Source organism: Sphingomonas sp. P4_G3 (assembly GCF_056401105.1).
Genome location: NZ_JBFUJZ010000001.1, coordinates 685,647 through 700,219, shown reverse-complemented (window position 1 = coordinate 700,219; position 14,573 = coordinate 685,647). Strand labels below are relative to the sequence as shown.

20 protein-coding genes are annotated in these 14,573 nt (G+C 64.7%); 5 read left to right on the top strand and 15 right to left on the bottom strand.

The features are described from left to right. The first annotated feature begins 50 nt into the window (after positions 1 to 50). Positions 51 to 593, top strand: coding sequence for a DUF3617 domain-containing protein (locus tag AC1DQQ_RS03360; RefSeq protein WP_478044230.1), 543 nt, complete (start codon positions 51 to 53; stop codon positions 591 to 593). Positions 594 to 661: 68 nt separating this feature from the next. Here AC1DQQ_RS03360 and AC1DQQ_RS03355 read toward each other — a convergent pair whose 3' ends face one another. Next, positions 662 to 1,120, bottom strand: a complete 459-nt coding sequence (locus AC1DQQ_RS03355; RefSeq protein ID WP_478044229.1) for a hypothetical protein — start codon at positions 1,118 to 1,120, stop codon at positions 662 to 664. A gap of 77 nt (positions 1,121 to 1,197) precedes the next feature. After that, a complete protein-coding gene (locus AC1DQQ_RS03350; protein ID WP_478028391.1) occupies positions 1,198 to 2,355 on the bottom strand; it encodes an MBL fold metallo-hydrolase in 1,158 nt (385 codons plus the stop codon). 100 nt (positions 2,356 to 2,455) lie between these two features. On the opposite strand from AC1DQQ_RS03350, the gene AC1DQQ_RS03345 reads away from it, so the two are divergent. Then, entirely contained in the window at positions 2,456 to 2,698 is a 243-nt protein-coding gene (locus tag AC1DQQ_RS03345; protein ID WP_478028389.1) for a helix-turn-helix transcriptional regulator, read from the top strand. Further along, positions 2,695 to 3,204, top strand: a complete 510-nt coding sequence (locus tag AC1DQQ_RS03340) for a hypothetical protein (protein ID WP_478028387.1) — start codon at positions 2,695 to 2,697, stop codon at positions 3,202 to 3,204. The genes AC1DQQ_RS03345 and AC1DQQ_RS03340 overlap by 4 nt, the downstream gene beginning before the upstream one ends. Positions 3,205 to 3,211: 7 nt before the next feature. On the opposite strand, the gene AC1DQQ_RS03335 is transcribed toward AC1DQQ_RS03340, so the two are convergent. From AC1DQQ_RS03335 to AC1DQQ_RS03295, 9 genes are all read right to left on the bottom strand, one after another. Beyond that, the gene (locus tag AC1DQQ_RS03335; RefSeq protein ID WP_478029011.1) at positions 3,212 to 4,558 is read right to left on the bottom strand and encodes a methyl-accepting chemotaxis protein; all 1,347 of its coding nucleotides are present in this window, start codon (positions 4,556 to 4,558) and stop codon (positions 3,212 to 3,214) included. Between the two features lie 96 nt (positions 4,559 to 4,654). Next, the gene (locus tag AC1DQQ_RS03330; protein ID WP_478044228.1) at positions 4,655 to 6,019 is read right to left on the bottom strand and encodes an MFS transporter; all 1,365 of its coding nucleotides are present in this window, start codon (positions 6,017 to 6,019) and stop codon (positions 4,655 to 4,657) included. After that, positions 6,016 to 6,480, bottom strand: coding sequence for an SAM-dependent methyltransferase (locus AC1DQQ_RS03325; protein WP_478040437.1), 465 nt, complete (start codon positions 6,478 to 6,480; stop codon positions 6,016 to 6,018). The genes AC1DQQ_RS03330 and AC1DQQ_RS03325 overlap by 4 nt, the downstream gene beginning before the upstream one ends. 10 nt (positions 6,481 to 6,490) lie before the next feature. Further along, a complete protein-coding gene (locus AC1DQQ_RS03320) occupies positions 6,491 to 7,408 on the bottom strand; it encodes an EamA family transporter (RefSeq protein ID WP_478040436.1) in 918 nt (305 codons plus the stop codon). Then, on the bottom strand, positions 7,405 to 7,887 hold the full coding sequence (locus tag AC1DQQ_RS03315; protein ID WP_478040435.1) for a hypothetical protein: 483 nt from the start codon (positions 7,885 to 7,887) through the stop codon (positions 7,405 to 7,407). The genes AC1DQQ_RS03320 and AC1DQQ_RS03315 overlap by 4 nt, the downstream gene beginning before the upstream one ends. A gap of 31 nt (positions 7,888 to 7,918) precedes the next feature. Then, complete coding sequence (locus AC1DQQ_RS03310) at positions 7,919 to 8,284, bottom strand: GIY-YIG nuclease family protein (protein WP_478044227.1); 366 nt, start codon at positions 8,282 to 8,284, stop codon at positions 7,919 to 7,921. Between the two features lie 97 nt (positions 8,285 to 8,381). Further along, complete coding sequence (locus AC1DQQ_RS03305) at positions 8,382 to 9,905, bottom strand: fumarate hydratase (protein WP_478028377.1); 1,524 nt, start codon at positions 9,903 to 9,905, stop codon at positions 8,382 to 8,384. A 51-nt stretch (positions 9,906 to 9,956) separates the two neighbouring features. Further along, entirely contained in the window at positions 9,957 to 10,367 is a 411-nt protein-coding gene (locus AC1DQQ_RS03300) for a hypothetical protein (RefSeq protein WP_478040433.1), read from the bottom strand. A gap of 20 nt (positions 10,368 to 10,387) precedes the next feature. Further along, a complete protein-coding gene (locus AC1DQQ_RS03295; protein WP_478028374.1) occupies positions 10,388 to 10,822 on the bottom strand; it encodes a hypothetical protein in 435 nt (144 codons plus the stop codon). A gap of 144 nt (positions 10,823 to 10,966) precedes the next feature. Here AC1DQQ_RS03295 and AC1DQQ_RS03290 point away from each other — a divergent pair, with 144 nt between their 5' ends. Further along, positions 10,967 to 11,683 (top strand): haloacid dehalogenase type II, encoded by a 717-nt coding sequence (locus tag AC1DQQ_RS03290; protein ID WP_478028373.1) that lies wholly within the window; start codon positions 10,967 to 10,969, stop codon positions 11,681 to 11,683. Positions 11,684 to 11,695: 12 nt separating this feature from the next. On the opposite strand, the gene AC1DQQ_RS03285 is transcribed toward AC1DQQ_RS03290, so the two are convergent. Genes AC1DQQ_RS03285 through AC1DQQ_RS03270 form a run of 4 tightly spaced genes read right to left on the bottom strand, consistent with a single transcriptional unit; the run spans position 11,696 to position 13,942 of the window. Continuing rightward, positions 11,696 to 12,220, bottom strand: coding sequence for a DUF1993 domain-containing protein (locus AC1DQQ_RS03285; RefSeq protein WP_478028371.1), 525 nt, complete (start codon positions 12,218 to 12,220; stop codon positions 11,696 to 11,698). A gap of 24 nt (positions 12,221 to 12,244) precedes the next feature. Further along, positions 12,245 to 12,904 carry a glutathione S-transferase family protein gene (locus AC1DQQ_RS03280; RefSeq protein WP_478028369.1) on the bottom strand — a complete coding sequence of 220 codons (660 nt, stop codon included), beginning with the start codon at positions 12,902 to 12,904 and terminating at the stop codon, positions 12,245 to 12,247. 1 nt (position 12,905) lies between these two features. Further along, positions 12,906 to 13,553 carry a dihydrofolate reductase family protein gene (locus tag AC1DQQ_RS03275; RefSeq protein ID WP_478044226.1) on the bottom strand — a complete coding sequence of 216 codons (648 nt, stop codon included), beginning with the start codon at positions 13,551 to 13,553 and terminating at the stop codon, positions 12,906 to 12,908. Between the two features lie 14 nt (positions 13,554 to 13,567). Further along, complete coding sequence (locus tag AC1DQQ_RS03270) at positions 13,568 to 13,942, bottom strand: YciI family protein (RefSeq protein WP_478044225.1); 375 nt, start codon at positions 13,940 to 13,942, stop codon at positions 13,568 to 13,570. 98 nt (positions 13,943 to 14,040) lie between these two features. On the opposite strand from AC1DQQ_RS03270, the gene AC1DQQ_RS03265 reads away from it, so the two are divergent. Continuing rightward, positions 14,041 to 14,535, top strand: coding sequence for a winged helix-turn-helix transcriptional regulator (locus AC1DQQ_RS03265; RefSeq protein WP_478028363.1), 495 nt, complete (start codon positions 14,041 to 14,043; stop codon positions 14,533 to 14,535). Positions 14,536 to 14,573: the final 38 nt, after the last annotated feature.

Below are 14,573 nucleotides of genomic sequence, written 5' to 3'. Positions count from 1 at the left end.
GCAACAAAGCGGGAACGGTCGCACCGAAATCCACCATGGAGAGAGAAAAGATGCGCACCACCCCCCTGATCGCCGCCACCGCCGCGCTCGCGCTGGCCGCTTGCGGAGAGAAAACCAGCTCGACGACGATCACCACCAATTCGGAGACCGGCACCGTCACCACGACCGGCGACGCGCTGCCGACCGCCGCCTCGTTGAAGATGCAGCCGGGCAAGTGGGAGACCACGATCACGACGCTCGAAACCAAGACCAGTGGCCTGCCCGCAGGAATGCCGGCGGGCATGACACCCCCTAAACCTGCGCCACAGACGATCACCGCGTGCGTCACCCCCGACATGGCGACCAAGGGTCCGGGTGAGATGCTCAAGAACGCAAAGGTCGACTGCACGATCAAGAGCAGCACCTTCACCGGCGGCAAGATCGCGTCAGAGGCGTCGTGCAAGCTGCCCAACGGTACCATGACAGTGAACACGGCGGGATCGTACAGCCCGACTGAAGTCTCATACGATACCGAAAGCACGATCAGCGCCGGGCCAGTCAATGCGACGACCAAGACGCACACCGTCTCCCGTCGCGTCGGAGAATGCAGCTGATCTGATCGCACCACTCGTGACGGCGCGATTTTCTGCGTCGTCACGGGCCGCCATCCGGTGGAGAAACGCTAATCCGTCCGCCGATACGCCACGCGCCACATCACCACCGCGATACCGGCCGACATCATGCCCATGACCAGAGCGGTGGCGATGCCGCTCGCCCAGCGGAACAGCAAGGTACGCGCGTCCATCGCGGGCATTTCGACCAGGCCGTAAATCCAGGTCTGCCCGCCCAGGAACACGACGAAGCCGATCGCGGCGCCGAGCAGCGCTGCGCTGATCGGCCCGCGGCGACCCGCGGCGTGGAGCAGCATCCAGGGAAAGGCGGCAAGCGCAGTGACGGCGAGCGCGGTCAGCACCGATCCGATGACCAAAGCGATAGCCAGCGTGCCGATCGCGAAGGCGCCGCCGAACAGCATCAGCAGCACGGCGATCGCGCCGCCCATCAGCCCACCCGCGCCGATCGCCAGCCCAATGCGATCGAGCGACGTTTCGTAGCGGCGTCGTTGCGCCATTGTTCGGGACATTGCGACACCCCCTCCCCGGCGCTTCATAGCATCGGGCGCGACCGACCCCAAGCGGTCACGCGACCCATTGCGGTACATCAGCGCAGCGCCGCAACCGCCGGAGTGTCGAGACAGCGCAACAGGTTATCGCGGATGACCGGCGGACGCGCAGGCTGCGGCGCAAAGGCGGGCACGTCCATCGTCCGGCCGATCCGCACCGCGGAGAATCCGCGTTGTCCAGTACACGCCTCCGCCGCCGCCAGCAGCCGCGGCGGCGTGTCCCAGCCTTCATAGGACAGGCGGAACGTTCCCCAATGGATCGCGATCGCCTGTGCCGCGCCGAGCCGACGATAGACCTCAACCGCGTCGACCGGGCCGACATGGCTGCCTGCTGCCATCTGCCCGGCAGTGAAGCGGAACGCGCCGATCGGGATGAGCGCGAGCCGGATCGGACCGTAGGACGCCGCCTGGTCCGCCCATTTGAGATCGCCCGCGCCGGTATCGCCGGCGAAGAACAGATTGCCGCCTGGCAGTCGCACAACGAACCCCGACCAGAGCGCACGATTGCGATCGGCGAACCAGCGGCTGTCCCAATGATGGCCGCGATTGACGACCACGCTCACGCCCGGCCGGACCGCGATCTGGCCACCCCAATCGAGCGCGCGCGCGGGCACGCCGGCCTGGCCGATCACACTGTCATTGCCCAGGCTGGTGACGATCAGCGGATGGTCGCGGTTCCACAGCTTTTTGAGCGTCGCCAGGTCCATGTGATCATAATGATCGTGACTGACCAGCACGAGGTCGATCTTGGGCAGGTCCGCGAACCGGATGCCCGGCTCGGCGACGCGGGTCGGCCCGATCCCGAACGGCCCCGCGCTCTTGCTCCACACCGGATCGGTCAGGATGTTGAGCCCCTGTGTCTGCACCAGCACCGTCGCATGTCCGACCCAGGTCGCGAGCATCCGACCGCCATCGACACGTGCCGGGGGTTTGGCCGGCGTCACCGCGACGCGATCCGGCCAGATGGGGCGATTGTCGCGAGCGGTCACGTAGCGCAGCAGCGTGCCGGTGCCGCCCGGCGGCGACAGCGCATCATCTGCGCCGTCGGGATTGATGAAACGCTCGCCATCGAAATGATCGCTCGCCGGCCCGCGATAGTAACGCGCGTCGAGGAAGTCGGGGACGATCGTGATCGCCAGGCACAAGAGCACGACCAGCCAAAGCAGCCCGGCACCGACACGTTTCACCCACCGCATCCGCGCCCTCTATCCTATGCGGCGCGCCGAACAAGCCCTATTGACTCCTTCGACATTTCGTTGTGTAAACACAACATATAATCGCGAGAACACACTAATTATGCTCTATAACCGCATTGCCTTATTCCGGGCCGAACACGGTATCTCGCGCAAGGCGCTAGCCGAAGCCGTCGGCGTAAACCCGCAGACGATCGGCTATCTCGAGCGTGGCGACTACAAGCCCAGCCTCGAGCTCGCGATGAAGATCGCCGCCCAGTTCGACGTCTCGATCGAGCATCTGTTTTCCTTCACCCCCTTCGAGCCCGTGGCGGCAGTCCTGCGCCGGGCGGGAGATACCGCATGACGAGCAAACCCTTTACCCAGCGCCTCGACGACATCGCCAACCGCACGGGCATTCCGGCTCTGGCAAAGGGACCGCCGCGGCGGCGGCCGTTGCGAGGATTGGCGCTCATCTCACTCGCGCTCGGAACGGCGGGGATGGCGACCGCCCTGTTCGGCGGCCGCATCCTATTGATCGGCGATGGAATATTATTGGCGGGCTTCGTGCTGTCTGGCTGGCTGCCGCTCATGGGCCCGATCAAGCCGTGGATGTCGTTCACCGAGCGCGTCGACGAACTGGACGCGGAGATCCGTGCCAAGGCGTATTTGACCGCACTGCCGGTTATTCTGTTTTTCGCCGTGTGCGGGCTGGTCGGCCTGCCGATCCTGGCATGGGTTCAGCAGCGCCCGCCGGCCGAAATGGTCGCGTTGGGCGGATTCGCCGCGATGTATCTGTTGATCCTGTGGAATGCGATCCCGACGCTTCATGCAAGCTGGCGACGGCCGCCAGCCGAGGACCTGGAGGACTAGAGGCTAGTCAGCCCTGGTCCTCATAGGCGAATTGCAGGATGCCCCAATGGCGGCCTTCGACCGCGATCGAGGCGATCACCTGCTTGAGCAGCACGACGCTGCCATCGGCGACCTGACGTCGATAGGCTTTGAGGCAGAACGGGTCGGTGATCTTGCACTGCTGCTGCGTCTCGGTGAACTCGAACATCATCCCGCAGCGCGCATGTTCCAGGTTCCAGCCATCGTCGCCGGGGCGCTGCGCGTGTGAGCGCTCGGGCATCGCGACCGCACCGAAGCCGTTACGGTCGGTGAAGCTCATCCCGAAAAAGCCCTTATAGCTCCGCGCCTGTTCCTGATGCGGCCGCGCCGCGGGGATGATGAACGGCTGGACCGGGTGGGTGTAGAGCGGCGGATTGGTGCCCGGGATTTGCTCATAAGTGTCGCGGAACAGATCGGCGATCGAGATCCTGCCATCGGCGACCGCACGGGTCAGCGCGTCCGACACCTGTTTCGCGGCATCCAGGCCGAACGCGATGTACGGCGAATCGATCATCTCCACACCGCTCTCGGCGAAATGCTGGAGCAGGGTGTTGGTGTCGTCGCTGACCGTCGTCACGCGCTCCGACAGACGCTGCAGTCCATCGGCATTGGCGCCCGACGTGGTCGACAGCGCGCCCAGCCCAGTGCGGATATTGCCGACCGAGTCGACCATCGATCCGATGCGGTCGCTGACGCGCTCGCTCGATCCCGACAGATCGCGCATCAGCGCGCCGAGACGATCGACCAGCTCCTCGATGTCCTTGCTGCCCTGATGCGCGGTCTTGGCGGTCTCGACGCCATGCGCGACGCGGTCGAGCATTCCTGCGGCCTCGCCCGCCAGCGCGCCGATCGAGCGTTCAATCGTCTGCGTCGCCGCGGCGGTTTCCTGCGCCAGTTTCTTGACCTCGCCGGCGACCACGGCGAAGCCGCGCCCGGCGTCGCCGGCGCGCGCCGCTTCGATCGTCGCGTTGAGCGCGAGCAGATTGGTCTGGCTGGCGATCCCGCTGATCACTTGCGTCACGTGGCTGACCGAGGCGAGCGCCTCGTTGAATGCGCCCAGGCTAGCATGGATGCGGCTGACCTGGTCGATCAGGTCGACGACGTTGATCGAGGCGTCGGACAGCTGGCGCGTCGAATCCTCGATCACCAGCCGTGCCGCCGCGGTGCTGCGTCGCGCCTCCTCCGCCGCGCGCGCGACGTCGGTGCCGTCATCGGCCAGCCGTACCGCTTCGCCGCCGATCGTGTCGATCGTCGTCGCCTGCGCGGTCACGCGCTCGGCCAGTTCGGTAATGTCTGCTTGCAGGTCGAGCGTCCGGATGCCGAGCTCGCCCGACATCTTGGCCGCCTTCCGTACCGTTGCTGCGATGTCCAACCGCGTTGCCCCCTGAATCCCGCTGCTTTCAGCAACTAAACGGCCAGGGTTAACGAAGCTTTAGGCCCGTTTCGCTGCGATAGAAAACCAGCCGGCCACGCCGGCGATCACCGCCACCGCCGCGGCCAACCACAATGCGGCATGAAAAGCGTCGATCGACACGCCGCGGCCGCCGCCCGTCAGCACCAGCCCGATCAGCGCGACCGCGACCATGCCGCCGATCCTGGCGGTGGCGTTGTTCACTCCCGACGCCGCACCGGCATGGTGGCGATCGACCGATGCCATCACGGCGTTGGTCAGCGGGGCGACCGCCGCGGTCATGCCAATGCCGATCAGCAGCATCGATGGCAGGATATGCGGGAGGAACTCGATCGCCGCGCCCGGGATCATTCGCATCGCGGCGAAGCCGGCCGCGACCAGCAACGGCCCCGCCGCCAGCATCCAGCGCGCGCCGATTCGCTCGGACAACGCGCCGGCCGCGCGCGAGCCCGCGCCCATGATCAGCGGCAGCGGCAGGATCGCCGCACCCGCCGCGGTGGCCCGCCATCCGGTCGAGATCAACAGATAGGGCAGGAGCAACAGCACACCGCTCAGCGCCGCATAGAGCAGGAAGGTCAGCACGGTGATCGCACTGAAGCTTCGCGTTCCGAACAGGCCGAGCGGCACCATCGCCCGCTCGCCGCACCGGCTTTCCCACCACAGGAATGCCGCCGACGCGGCCACCCCGCCCGCAATATAATATGCCGCACCCTGGCCACCCGATGTAGCAATCGTCAGCCCCCAGACCAGCAGGCCGAGCCCGATCGTCGCGAACGCGCCGCCCGGCCAGTCGGGTTTCGCCGCTTCGGGGTCATGCCCGCCCTCGACCGCGACCACCGCCAAAATGGCGGCGGCAACGGCGATCGGCACGATCAGGCCGAACACCCAACGCCAGCCGGCGGCGTCGACCAGCCAGCCGCCGACGATCGGCCCGATCGCCGCGCCGATCGCGCCCGCCGCCGCCCAGGTCCCAATCGCCTTGGCGCGCGCCTCGCCATCGAAATCGGCGCCCAGGATCGCCAGGCTCGCCGGCGTCAGCAGCGCTGCACCGACGCCCTGCGCGATGCGCGCGGCGATCAGCCAGCCGAGCGTCGGCGCCGCCATGCAGCCGATCGAGGCCAGCGCGAACAGCAACAGTCCGGCCAGGAACACTGCCTTGCGCCCGAGCGAGTCGGCCAGCGCGCCGCCGATCAGAACGAGCGCCGACAGCGGCAGCATATAGCCATTGACGATCCACTGGATTCCCGCGGCATCCGCATCGAGCGCCTTCGCCATGGCCGGCAAGGCAACATTGACCACCGATCCGTCGATCATCGCGACGCTCGATCCCAGTACCGTCGCCCACAAGGCACCGGCGCCGGCGCGGTTGGACGCTGCGCCGGTCATGCGCGCCAATATCCCGCCATCAGCTCGCTCGCCCAATCGGGTTGGCGCACCTCGCCGCGCGGCAGGAACTCGCGCAACACCGGCTTGATGTCGATCACTGGCGTGCCGTCGATCGCGTCGAGCCCACGGACGTGCAGGCGCCTGCCCTCGATCTTCTCTATTCGACAGACGGTGATGCCGATCCGGTTGGGCCGGTTCTTGCCGCGCTGCGCGAAGATGCCGACCAGCGGCCAATCGGCGCGATTCCGCGGGTGACGCGCCCCGGTCTCGATCTTGTCTGGCAACACGCGATCGAACACGAAGGCGATCTCGGCATGGCTGAAGTCGCCAAGTCCAGCCAGCGCTTCCGACCCGAAGCGCGGATCGAGTTCGATCACCGCGGTCTCGCGGTCCCAATCGTCATCGACCGCTTCGGCGCGGCCGCCGCGCACATAAGCGATCGCTTCGATGTCGAACGCCATGCCTGTCTCCTCACCACGCTCCGGCAAGCGCCAGCACTACGCCGATCGCCACTAGCAGCAATCCCGCGACTTCGCTCTTGGCGGTCTTCTCGCCCAGATAGAAATGCGCGAACGCCATAGTGAAGGCGACCTCGACTTGCCCGACGATCCGCACCAATGCGACCGGCGCCGAGGCGAAGCCGGTGAACCAGCAGGCCGAGGCGACCGACGACATCAGCCCCACTTGCCCGGCGGTGCGCCATTCGGCGAACACCTTGGCCACCTGATCGCGTTCGCGCCAGACCAGATAGCCTCCCTGCATGATCGTCTGCAGCAAGACCGTCGCCGCCAGCACAATCAACGCGGCGCGGATGTGATCGGGCGTCGCGACTTCCATCGTCGCGCGGCGGATCGCGATCGTCGTCAGCGCGAAGACGAAGCCGGAAGTGATGCCGTAACGCGCCGCGGGCTGGCCGAGCGAGCGCAACAGCTCGCCCGGCCCCATCCTTTTGCCGCCGGTCGACAGCACCATCACGCCGACCACACCGAACCCGATCCCCAGCCAGGTGAGAACGCTCAGATGATCACCGAGCAGCACCACCGACAGGATCGCGCTCTGGACCGCCTCGGTCTTCGAATAAGCGGTGCCGACAACGAAATTGCGCTCGCCGAATGCCATCAGCAGCAGATTGGTGGCTACGATCTGCGCCAGGCCGCCAGCCGCGCAGAACAGGACGAACCAGTGCCCCAAGGTCGGGAACGCCGCAGGCGCGATCACAAACTGATAGGCCAGCATCATCGCCACCGCGACCGGCAGACCATAGAGATAGCGGACCAGCCCCGCCGCATTGACCGACAGGGTCCGCGACATGCGCCGCTGCACCGCCGTGCGCCATGCCTGGAGTGCGCCCGCGAGCAAGGTCGCGGGCAGCCAGATCGGGAAGCTCACGCCTCGCGCGCCTGGACGGTGCGCGCAAGGAAATCGAGGATCGCCTTCTCGTCCTTGCCCTTGGGGCCCCGACCGACCCGAAACAGCAATGCGCCGAACACCATCATCGCCAGCGGCATGCCGCCGAACATCCCCCAGAATTCGAACGGCGCGCCGCTATAAGCCGCGAAACCGGCGGCGATCAGGAAGATCGACAAGAATCCGAACCAGAAGATCATGAAACCCGTGACGTTGCTCGCCGGTCCGATCTTTCCCTCGATCCGCGTCCCGCTGCCGTCGGGTCGCATCGTCGCGGTCAGCCGGACATTCATGTTGGTCTGGATATTGGGCCGATAGACGAACAGCATCATGTCCTGCTCGCTGCCATGTCCGGTGACGCCCTTTTTGGGCTTGGCCTTCTCGCCACCCAGCACGTCGCGCAGCTTTGTCGCTAGCGTGACTGGGTTGAGCGGCGAATGGAGGATGATCTTCCTACTCATTGAGGCGCACGATCCGATCTGATCGGGAAGCTCATTCGGGTTGCGCCTGCGCCGCAATCGTCGCCCCGGCGGAGGCCGGGGCCGCCACGTTGTCCGGCACGTGCTCCGCCCCACCATTCAGATGGTCCCAAAGATCATCCCAATTAGGATTCTGCTCCGAAATCAGGCGGCATTTCCATACGCGGTTCCAGTTCTTCAAGCGCTTCTCGCGAAGGATCGCATCGTCGATCGAGTCATGTACCTCGATCAGCACCAACCGCGTGCAGTCCCATTTCGCCGCGAAGGCTGACCCGCGCTTCTGACGATGGGCCTCGATTCGGGCTAGGCTCGACTTCACACCGATATACAACACGCCGAACGGCCTGTTCGTCATGATATAGGTGTAGCCGCCTCGCATAGTCCCTCGTCGCCCCGGCGAAGGCCGGGGCCGTTACGTTATCTGGCTAGCGCCTCGCGTAAAACCCGGCGGCCCCGGCCTCCGCCGGGGCGACGAATTACACCCGCTCCAACAACTTCTCTTTCGCGATCTTCTCGCGCCACACCAACGGCGCAAGCTGGTGGACGTTATTCCCCTCGCTGTCGACCGCGACCGTCACCGGGAAATCCGCAACCTCGAATTCGTAGATCGCTTCCATCCCAAGATCCTCGAACCCGACGACCTTCGATCCCTTGATCGCGCGCGCCACCAGATACGCGGCCCCACCGACCGCCATCAGATAGGCCGATTTCGCGTCCTTGATCGCCTCGGTCGCGGCCGGACCGCGCTCGGCCTTGCCGACGCAGGCGAGCAGGCCCTGGTCGAGCATCATGCGCATGAACTTGTCCATCCGCGTCGCGGTGGTGGGGCCCGCCGGACCGACGATTTCCTCGCCGACCGGATCGACCGGCCCGACATAATAGATCACCCGGCCCTTGAAGCTGACCGGCAATTCCTCGCCCTTGGCCAGCATATCGGCGATCCGCTTGTGTGCCGCGTCGCGGCCGGTCAGCATCTTGCCGTTGAGCAGCAGCCGGTCGCCCTGCTTCCAGCTCTGCACCACTTCGGGGGTCAGCGTATCGAGATCGACGCGGATCGCCGCCTTGTCGGGCGTCCAATTGACGTCGGGCCATTCGTCGAGCTTGGGCGCTTCGAGAAAGACCGGCCCCGACCCATCCAGCGTGAAATGCGCGTGGCGCGTCGCGGCGCAATTGGGGATCATCGCCACCGGTTTGCCCGCGGCATGGCACGGCGCGTCCATGATCTTGACGTCGAGGATGGTCGACAGCCCGCCCAGCCCCTGAGCGCCGATGCCGAGCGCATTGACCTTATCGAAAATCTCGATGCGCAGCGCCTCGATATCGGTCTTCGGCCCGCGCTCCTTGAGTGTCGCCATGTCGATCTGTTCCATCAGCGCCTTCTTGGCGAGCAGCACGCAATGCTCCGCCGTCCCGCCGATGCCGATCCCGAGCATACCGGGCGGGCACCAGCCCGCACCCATCTGAGGCAGCATCTCAAGCACCCAGTCGACGATCGAGTCCGATGGATTCATCATCTTGAACTTGGACTTGTTCTCCGACCCGCCGCCCTTGGCCGCGACGTCGATATGGACCTTGTCGCCCGGAACCAGCTCGACATGGAGCACGCAGGGCGTGTTGTCCTTGGTGTTGCGCCGCGTGAAAGCTGGGTCGGCGAGCACCGACGCGCGCAGCTTGTTTTCCGGGTTCAGATAAGCGCGGCGTACGCCCTCATCGACGACCTCCTGCATCGAGCGCGAGGTGTCATCGAGGCGGCAATCCATGCCCCATTTGACGAACACGTTGACGATGCCGGTATCCTGGCAGATCGGCCGGTGCCCCTCGGCGCACATCCGGCTGTTGGTCAGGATCTGCGCGATCGCGTCCTTGGCCGCGGGCGACTGCTCCGCCTCATAGGCGGTCCCGAGCGCGCGGATATAATCCATCGGGTGATAGTAAGAGATGAACTGGAGCGCGTCGGCGACGCTCTCGATCAGATCGGCTGCGCGAATGGTCGTGGTCATGAAGCTGCGCACTAGGCACCCACGGCCGGTAGCGCAACGGGCGCAACACCTTCAGCCGAAGCGCCGCGCCAGTTCATCGATTGCGTCGATATGCTCCTGCCGGCGCTGCCCCGCGATCAACGCATAAGTCACACCGGTAACAGCGCCGAGCATGGCAATCATCACCACCGTAAAAATCACGGCGCCGATCGCGGCACCTCGCGCGCTCGGGATCAGGAGCACCATCGCAATCCCTGGCAGCCCGAGCATGATCGCGCCGCCCAAGGCATACCAACGCAATTTGTCCTTACCCTGTCGCCGTAGTTCGATGCGGATGAAAACACCGAACACAAGCTGGATCAGCAATATGAGGCCCCACAGCGCAATAGCTTGCGCGACGAGCGACCGGTGCGGGCCAACAAGGATCACGAACAAGACCGCCGGAAATGGCGCAGCAAAGAACGCAATTATCTGTCGCATCATCCGCTCCCCCAGACGTGCACTTATCCGAAATCGGCGTCTAGCGCAGCGATCCGCTTGCGCTGCCGCTGTGCCGGCGTCCCGATCCCGGCTAGCAACCAATAGAGCCCGCCGGTCACCCCGCCCGCGATCACGTAACTAACGGGAGCGATGATAACCTGCGCGGTAAGGTCGTAATAGCGGCCCAACCGTATCGCCATCCAGATGGCTATGCCGATCGACGGCACACCGTACATAGCCGAGCCGATTAGCGCATGCGCCATTAGTGTCGCCCGTTCGCCGCGCGCCAGCGTCAAGCGCAACGGGATGCCCAATATGACCTGCAATCCGAGCAGAATTACGTAGGTGGCGGCGAATGCCGCCGCTTGCGACCCGAACAGCGGCCGAACATGCAGGATCAGGGGCAGCAGTATAGCGGCTGGAATGGGCGCTATCAGAAAGGCGAAGAACGCTCGCATGAAGCGAGAGTGCCTCGCAAGACGGGGCTTTGTCATCCGGCAATTCGTTCGAATTGACGTAATCGCTCTTGGCGCCTTTCACCCACCGCTAATCGCAAACGATAACTCTGGCGCCGGACGGGATGATGGCAGAAGAAGGATTCAATGTTTCTGCCCAAAGCCCTCGCCTTCGACGTGTTCGGCACGGTGGTGGATTGGCGCAGCGGAATCGCTCGCGAGGCCGCTCCGTTGCTCGACGGCTTGGGCCGTACCGACATCACCCCCGAGGCGTTCGCCGACGGCTGGCGCGCGCGGTACCAGCCGGCGATGGCGCGCGTGCGATCAGGCGATCGGCCCTTCGTCATTCTCGACACGCTTCACCGTGAAACGCTCGAGGACTTGCTGGTCAGCCTGGAGATCGACCCCGGCGCGATCAGCGACGAGCGGCTGCATGATTTGACGCTTGCCTGGCACCGGCTCGATCCCTGGCCAGAGGCGGTCGCCGGGCTGACGCGGCTGAAGCGACGATTTCCGGTCGTCACGCTGTCGAACGGCAATATCGCGCTGATGCTCGATATGGCGCGGCGTGCCGCCCTGCCCTGGGACGCGATCCTGGGCGCCGAGGTCAGCGGTCACTACAAGCCCGATCCCGAAGCGTATCTCGCCACCGCCCGGGCGCTGGCGATTCAGCCGGACGAACTCTGCCTCGTTGCTGCGCATCACAGCGATCTCAGTGCGGCGCGCGGTTGCGGGCTGCTCACCGCTTATGTCGATCGTCCAATGGAATATGGCGGCCGCCCCGCGCCCGACCGCGGCTTCGCGCAGGATTGGGAATGGAATGTCAGCAGTTTGACGGAACTGGCCGACGCGTTTGGAGCCTGATCCCGCTTATCGTCATCCCGACCTCGTCCGTAACCGTCCCTCATAATCGCGCTTACCGATCGGAACGCCCCGCGTCCGCAATATGTCGTAGGCCGTGACCGCGTGAAAATGGAAGTTCGGCAGCGAAAAGGAGAGGATGAAGGTCTCCGCCATGAAGGCGAGCCGGCGCGGGCCGATCTGTAAATCCAGTTCCTTGCCCGCGCAGTCATTGACCTCTTCCGGCGTGAACGCCGCCAGCGCGGTCTCCGCTCGCCTGACCATCGCTTGCAGGTCGGCGAACGGCATCGTCCCGACGAGCGGCGGCGGATCGAACACGCTCCTGATCAGCGCTTCCACACCCCAGACAGCATGATGCGTCAGCGCCTCGATCTGGAAATGGAACGGCGCCATGTCGGGAAAGAGGCGAGCGTTCACGAACTCGTCGGGGTTGGCACCATTCTCCTGGCAATGCTTGTCCGCGCGGTCGAGAAAGCCAGCGACGGCGCTCACCGTCTGTTGGAAAGTCGGCACGCTGAGATCGTAGAGTGACGTTGCCATCGCTGTTTCTCCCCGACTGCCGAGCTAGTCCCGCCCCTCGGGCGCGCCGAGCGGGAAATAATGACGGTATGGCCGAGCCTCATCGAGCGCTCGGGCATAGCTCGGGCGTGCGAGCAAACGGTCGCGATAGGCCCAGACGTTGGCGAACGACTTGGGGATGGCATGGCTCCAATCGGCGTAGAGCAATGCCGGCGCCGCCGCACAATCGGCCAGGCTGAACGCATCGCCCGCGGCCCATTCGCGCCCCGCCATATGCTTGTCGAGCAGGGCATAGGCCGTGTCGAGCGCGCCCTGCCACCTGGCATCGTCCTTCGCCTCGCGGCCAAGCGCGCCATAGACAAGACGTTGCTGCGGATAGCTGACATAATTGTCGAAGAAGCGATCCCACATCCGCACGTCGACGGCCACGATGGGGTCGTTAGGAATCAGCGGCTTATCGGGATATTTGGCGTCGAGATATTCGATGATCGTCGTTGTCTCGAAGACCAGGCGCCTGTCATTGTCGCTGGCCCCATCGGTCAGCACCGGGAACCGCCCGATCGGCCACAGCGCAGCGAACTCGCTCGCCACCGGCTCGCTGCCGTCGAGCATCACTTCCTCGAACGCCACGCCCTTTTCGTAAAACGCCGTCTTGGCTTTCTGGCAATAGGACGAGAAGGGATGCGCATAGAGCTTCAGCGTCACGTCACTTCTCCTTCGACAGCACGATGTGCAGCGCGCGCTCGCCCATCACCTGCTGGGTCGGTACATAGCCGAGCGCGCGCAGGTCGATTCCCTGGAACATCGCCTCGCCCTGCCCCAACACGATCGGCGACACAGCGTAATGGAGTTCGTCGATCAATCCGGCCTGCAGATATTGCCGCACGGTCGAAACGCCGCCGCCGATCTTGACGTCGAGATCGCCCGCCGCCGCGCGCGCCTGCTCGAGCGCACTCTCGATGCCGTCGGTGACGAAGATGAAGGTCGTCCCGCCTTCCATCTCGATCGGCGGATGCGGATGATGCGTCAGGATGTAGGTCGGCGCATGATATGGCGGATTGTCGCCCCACCAGCCTTTCCAGTCCGTCCCGTTCCACTCGCCGCGGATCGGCCCATACATGTTACGGCCCAGGATGAAGGCGCCGAATCCGGTCATCGCGCGCGTACCGAAATCGTTGTCGATCCCAGTCTCGCCGTCCTCTTTCCCGATCATGGTCCGGAAGAAGCGCGTCGGGAAGAACCAACCGTGCATCTCTTCGCCGTTCTTGCCGAGCGGATCATCCAGGCTCTGCTCGGGCCCGGCACCGAACCCATCGACCGATACCGAAAACGCACCAACACGTACCTTGCCCATCATCTCTCTCCCACTCACGGCCGCTCGATGAAATCGATTGGACGCACTTCGATTCCGCCGCGCCCGAATTTGTCGCCGAGATGCGTTCCCGGATGCAGCTTCGCGATCTCGACTGCCCCGTCGATATCATCGGCCTCGACGATGAAGAAGGCACCGAACGGCTCGGGCGTCGCGGCATAGGGACCGTCCTTCGCGACCACCGCGCCATCCTCGACGAACAGGGTCCGCGACTGTTCGGGCATGCCGAGCGCACCGATCAATTCGACCTTGCCACTCGCCTTCAGCGCGGCGTCGTGCGGCGCGCAGATCGCGCCGATCTCCTGGAAATCCGCGGGCTTCAACTCGGCGAAGCGCGCCGATTCGTAATGGCACAGGCACAGAAACTTCATCGCATCCCCCTCGCAAAACTGCTTGCAATTCGCAAGCGGTATATGCATCGGCTAAATTAAGCAGTTGCATTTTGCAAGCAGTTTTTTACAATGCATGCATGGCTGAGACGATGCGATCGGGATGCCCGATCAATCTATCGATGGAGACTTTGGGCGATCGCTGGAGCCTGGTCATCATCCGCGACATCATGTTCGGCAATCGCCGCCATTATCGCGAGCTGCTCTCGCAATCGGAGGAGGGAATCGCTTCCAACATCCTGGCCGACCGTTTGAAAAAGCTGATGGAGCGCGGGCTGCTGACGCGTGCCGACGATCCCAGTCACAAGCAGAAGGCGATCTATAGCCTGACCGAACCGGCGATCCAGCTGCTGCCGGTGCTCGCCCAAATCGGCGCCTGGGGCCGCCGCCATCTGCCGACCACCCCCGAACTCGCGATTCGCGCACAATTGCTCGAGGAAGGCGGACCGCCTTTATGGGAAGCGTTCATGGCCGAGCTGCGCCATGAACATCTCGGCACGCCATTGCCGCCGAACCACGAACCGGTATTGCCGCGATTGACCGCCGCGTACGAAGCGTTGGCTAATTGCGCCTGACCGGCGATACAGCGCGCCGGATTTCTTGGAGAGACTCG